This is a genomic window from Mesorhizobium sp. M7A.F.Ca.MR.176.00.0.0, assembly GCF_004023165.1.
In the GTDB taxonomy this organism is placed as follows: Bacteria; Pseudomonadota; Alphaproteobacteria; order Rhizobiales; family Rhizobiaceae; genus Mesorhizobium.
Genome location: NZ_RZTC01000085.1, coordinates 1 through 4,871, shown reverse-complemented (window position 1 = coordinate 4,871; position 4,871 = coordinate 1). Strand labels below are relative to the sequence as shown.

At 62.3% G+C, this 4,871-nt stretch carries 6 protein-coding genes; 2 read left to right on the top strand and 4 right to left on the bottom strand.

Translation table 11 applies throughout. The features are described 5' to 3' along the window. Positions 1-815, bottom strand: an 815-nt coding sequence (locus tag EOB59_RS24465; RefSeq protein WP_245486731.1) for a histidine kinase dimerization/phospho-acceptor domain-containing protein, incomplete at its 3' end; no start/stop codon positions are given. Beyond that, the gene (gene dusB / locus EOB59_RS24460) at positions 812-1,840 is read right to left on the bottom strand and encodes a tRNA dihydrouridine synthase DusB (RefSeq protein WP_128289424.1); all 1,029 of its coding nucleotides are present in this window, start codon (positions 1,838-1,840) and stop codon (positions 812-814) included. The genes dusB and EOB59_RS24465, both read right to left, overlap by 4 nt. 244 nt (positions 1,841-2,084) lie before the next feature. On the opposite strand from dusB, the gene EOB59_RS24455 reads away from it, so the two are divergent. Both EOB59_RS24455 and EOB59_RS24450 read left to right on the top strand, forming a co-directional pair. Then, complete coding sequence (locus tag EOB59_RS24455; protein WP_127810323.1) at positions 2,085-3,314, top strand: bifunctional 2-C-methyl-D-erythritol 4-phosphate cytidylyltransferase/2-C-methyl-D-erythritol 2,4-cyclodiphosphate synthase; 1,230 nt, start codon at positions 2,085-2,087, stop codon at positions 3,312-3,314. After that, positions 3,311-3,793 (top strand): CinA family protein, encoded by a 483-nt coding sequence (locus EOB59_RS24450; RefSeq protein ID WP_128289423.1) that lies wholly within the window; start codon positions 3,311-3,313, stop codon positions 3,791-3,793. Before EOB59_RS24455 ends, EOB59_RS24450 begins: the two co-directional genes overlap by 4 nt. Before the next feature lie 104 nt (positions 3,794-3,897). On the opposite strand, the gene EOB59_RS24440 is transcribed toward EOB59_RS24450, so the two are convergent. Both EOB59_RS24440 and EOB59_RS24435 read right to left on the bottom strand, forming a co-directional pair. Next, positions 3,898-4,356, bottom strand: coding sequence for a type II toxin-antitoxin system RatA family toxin (locus tag EOB59_RS24440; RefSeq protein WP_127810320.1), 459 nt, complete (start codon positions 4,354-4,356; stop codon positions 3,898-3,900). 12 nt (positions 4,357-4,368) lie between these two features. Continuing rightward, the coding region (locus EOB59_RS24435) for a lipoyl synthase (RefSeq protein ID WP_128289422.1) at positions 4,369-4,871 on the bottom strand (503 nt) is incomplete at its 5' end.

The following is a 4,871-nucleotide window of genomic DNA, read 5'->3' as shown; positions in this document are numbered from 1 at the left end:
ATCGCGCCTTGCGGGTCGCTGCCGATCGCCTCGGCAGCGTTCTTGACCAGGTTGAGGAACACCTGGATGAGTTGATCGCGGTTGGCAAACACCGGAGGCAATGAAGGATCATAATCCTCCATTATCTTGATTTTCTTGGCAAAACCATTCTTGGCAATCGCCTTCACATGGTCGAGCACGACATGGATATTGACGGGATAGCGATCGATCGGCCGCTCGTCGGAAAACACCTCCATGCGATCGACCAGCGATACGATGCGGTCCGTCTCGTCGGTGATCAGCCGCGTCAGCGCGCGGTCTTCGTCGGAAGCCGACAGTTCGAGAAGCTGGGCAGCGCCGCGGATGCCGGAGAGCGGGTTCTTGATCTCATGGGCAAGCATTGCCGCCAGACCGGTCACCGAACGTGCGGCACCCCGATGCGTCATCTGCCGGTCGATCTTGTCGGCCATCGACCGTTCCTGGAACATCACCACGACGGAGCCCGGATATTCCGGCACCGGCGCGACGTAGAGATCGACGACCTTTTCGATGCCGAGACGCGGCGACGACACGTCGACCCGATACTCGTTGACCGGAGCCCGACGCTCGCGCACCTGATCGACCAGCGTCAGCAGCGGGCTGCCGAAGGGAATGAGTTTTGACAGCGTGTTGCGGGCGAGCATGTTTGCACTCGAGCGAAAGAAATCTTCCGCGTCGGCGTTGGCATAGGTGATGAAACCTTCCTCGCTGATCATGATCACCGGGCGACGGATGGTGTTGAGCACGATCTGGGCGGCATCCGCCATTTCAGCGCCTTGGTCAGCGGCGGCGTTCATGCGGCGCTCCGCAGGTTCAAGGGTTGCGGATCGCGCGAAAACACATCGCGCAGCAAGGCAATGACGCGCGCGGGCTCGAATGCGGTCAGTATGGCCTTTCGGCTGTCGTCGGCGACGCCGCCGGCATGCCGGTCGAGATACCAGCCAAGGTGTTTGCGCGCCTGGCGCAGGCCGCTTTCGGCGCCGTAGAGCGCCAGCATGTCCTCATAGTGGGCCACGATGTAGTCGGCGACCGCCGTCGAGTCCCGTGGCATGTTTGGCGTCGCCTCGCCGGTCGCTGCGGCCGCAATGCCGCCTGCGATCCAGGGCGCGCCATAATGGGCACGGCCGATCATCACGGCGTCGGCACCCGATTGATCGAGAATGTCGGCCGCTTCCGCCGGCGAAGAGACGTCACCATTGGCGACGACCGGGATGGACACGGCTTCCTTGACGCGGGCGATGGCGCGCCAGTCGGCCTTGCCCTGGTAGAACTGGCAGCGCGTGCGGCCGTGCACGGTCACCATGCTGACACCGGCCTGCTCGGCGCGGCGCGCGAGCATCGGCGCATTGAGCGCGCCTTCGTCCCAGCCAAGCCGCATCTTGACCGTCACCGGCACCTCGACCGCGCCGACAACGGCGTCGATCAGCGACAGTGCGTGGTTGAGATCCAGCATCAATGCCGAACCCGCATAACCGCCGGTAACCTTCTTGGCCGGGCATCCCATGTTGATGTCGATGATGTCGGCGCCCTCACCGGCGGCGATTCTGGCACCTTCGGCCATGTGCATCGCCTCACGGCCTGCCAGCTGAACCATATGGACGGGCAGGCCGGAGTGGCGTATGCGCAGGTTGAAACCGGCCCTGCCCTTGGCGAGCTCGCCGCTGGCAACCATTTCGGATACGACCAGGCCCGCTCCATGCGCGTGGGCACGCTGCCGGAACGGCTCGTCCGTAATCCCCGACATCGGTGCGAGGAACACGCGATTGCGGATTCTCACGCCCCCGACATCGAGCGGCGCGGCCAATTTGGTCAAGTTAACCATGCACAAAAACCAAGCATCTTCATTCGTTGCACATTCTCTAGCCAGAACCGGCGCAATGTGCAACGCGGAATGACGCCACATTAAGGCGCAATTGGGAAAATGCCGGCCTTCGGCTTTGGCCGCGACCAAAGCGCCGCGCGTCCCTGAGGACGCGCAAAAGACGCTTTGGAATTTCATACTTAGCGCACGATCTTTCCGAAAACCGATTACACTTTTCGGGATCGTGCGCTAGGACCAAACAGGCATGACTGACGCAAGTGAAAATCACGTTTCGGGTGCGGATGGCAAGGTCGCGGTGGTGATCGTTGCGGCCGGCCGTGGTGCGCGCGCCGGACAGGCCAACGGACCGAAGCAATATCAACACATTGGCGGCTTTGCCGTCATTGCACACACGCTGGACATTTTTCTGGCCCACCCGCGGACCAGCGAGATCGTCGTCGCCATTCATGCCGATGACCATGAGCTGTTCCGGCAGGCGGCGGGCGCCAATGCCGAGCGCGTCATCGCCATCATGGGCGGGGCGACGAGGCAGGAATCCGTTCGGCTCGGCCTGCTTGCCCTTAGAGGCCAGGCGCCGGCGCAGGTCCTGATCCATGACGCCGTGCGTCCGTTTGTCGATGCGGACCTGATAGATCGCACCATCGCCGCCATCGGCGAGCGCGAGGGCGCGTTGCCCGCTTTGCCCGTCGCCGACACGCTGAAGCGCGAATCGGCCTCCGGCGTGGTTGGCGAAACCGTATCGCGCAGCGGGCTTCACGCGGCGCAAACGCCACAGGGCTTTCCGTTCTGGCCCATTCTTGCCGCGCACGAGAAAGCCCATCATCTGGGAAAAATGGATTTTACCGACGATGCCGCGATCGCCGAATGGGCGCATATTCCGGTCAAGATCGTTCCGGGCTCGCCGGACAATGTCAAACTCACCTGGGCACGGGATATTGCGATGGCGGACCAGCGGCTTTCCGGCGAACGCGTGCGCTTTCCCGACATCCGTACCGGCAATGGCTACGACGTCCACGCCTTCGAACCGGGAGACCATGTCACTTTGTGTGGCGTCGCCATAGCGCACGACAAGAAGCTGTCCGGCCATTCCGACGCCGATGTCGGTCTGCACGCCTTGACCGATGCGCTGCTGGCGACTTGCGGCGCCGGCGACATCGGCACGCATTTTCCGCCATCCGACCCGCAGTGGAAAGGCGCTGCGTCGCGCATATTCGTCGAGCATGCGGCGAAACTGGTCCGCGCGCGCGGCGGCCGCATCGCCAATGCCGACATCACGCTGATCTGCGAAGCGCCGCGCGTCGGCCCGCATCGCGAGGCCATGACCGCAGCCCTTTCGCAGATGCTGGCAATTACGCCGGATCGCATCTCGATCAAGGCCACAACCAATGAGAAGCTCGGCTTTGTCGGGCGTGAGGAAGGCATTGCGGCGATCGCCACCGCCAGCGTGGTGTTTCCCGGCGAGGTGCCGGAATGACCCACAACGAGCTGGCAAATGCCCTGCTGCAAGCCTGCCAGAGACGCGGCATTATGCTAGCAACGGCGGAAAGCTGCACCGGCGGCATGATCATCGCCGCGTTGACTGACATCGCCGGCTCGTCCGCCGTGATCGATCGTGGCTTCATCACCTATTCCAACGAAGCCAAGATGGACATGCTCGGTGTTTCCACCGCCACGCTCGAGGCGCATGGCGCGGTTTCAGGCGAGACTGCAATTGAAATGGCGGCAGGCGCGCTTGCCCGTTCGCGCGCCGGGCTGACCCTGGCGGTCACCGGGATCGCTGGGCCTGGCGGCGGTTCGGCGGAAAAACCGGTCGGCCTGGTCTGGTTCGGGGTTGCGCTGGACGGCCGACCGATTGTCGCCGAGCACCAGCTCTTTGCAGACAAAGGCCGCGATTTCATTCGTCGCGAAACGGTCCGGCAAGCGCTGGAGCTGGGCCTGCTTGCGCTCGGCTAACCTTAGAGCAATTCCAGGAAAAGTGTGAAACGCTTTTCCGTCCGGAATTGCGTAAAAACAAGGAGTTAGAGCGGGTCGCCGTTTCCGTGAAACGGTGAACTGCTCTAGACCCGGGGTGCTGCACCGTAGATGACGTCGGCGCGCTTCTCAAAGGCTTCGGCGAACATGCGGAAGGCGCGATCGAACATGGTCCCCATGACCGCGCCCAGAATACGGCTCTTGAACTCGTAGTCGATGAAGAAGCGGACGGTGCACCCGACGCCGTCCGCTTCGAAACGCCAGACGTTGCTCAAATATTTGAACGGCCCGTCGATGTACTTCACCTCGATGGTGTTCTCGGCGGGCTTCAGCAGCACCTGCGTCGTGAAGGTTTCGCGGATCGCCTTGTAGCCGATGCTCATGTCGGCAAGCAGAACCGTGCGCCCGTCACGCTCCTTGCGCGAGCGAACCGTCAGCGCTTCGCAAAGCGGCAGGAATTGCGGATAGGATTCAACATCGGCGACCAGCGCGAACATCTGCTCGGGTGTATGGGATACGCGTCGGGTGGCTTCGAATTTTGGCATGAAACCAGCGGGTTAAGCTGTTTTCTTGAGAATCGCTTCCCGTGCCGCACGCAGCTTGGCGAAATCGTCGCCGGCGTGATGCGACGAACGCGTCAGCGGGCTGGACGCCACCAGCAGGAAACCCTTGGTCCGGCCGATCGTCTCGAAAGATTTAAACTCCTCCGGAGTGACGAAGCGGATCACCGGATGGTGCTTCTTCGACGGCTGCAGGTACTGGCCGATGGTCATGAAGTCGACATTGGCGGACCGCAGATCGTCCATCAGCTGCAGGATTTCATTCCGTTCTTCGCCCAGCCCCACCATGATGCCGGACTTGGTGAAGATCGACGGATCAAGCTCCTTGACCCGCTGCAACAGCCGGATCGAATGGAAATAGCGGGCGCCCGGACGAACCGTCAGATAGTTCGACGGTACGGTTTCGAGATTGTGGTTGAAGACGTCGGGCTTGGCGGCCACGACGACCTCCAGCGCGCCGTCCTTGCGCAGGAAGTCGGGCGTCAGGATTTCGACTGTCT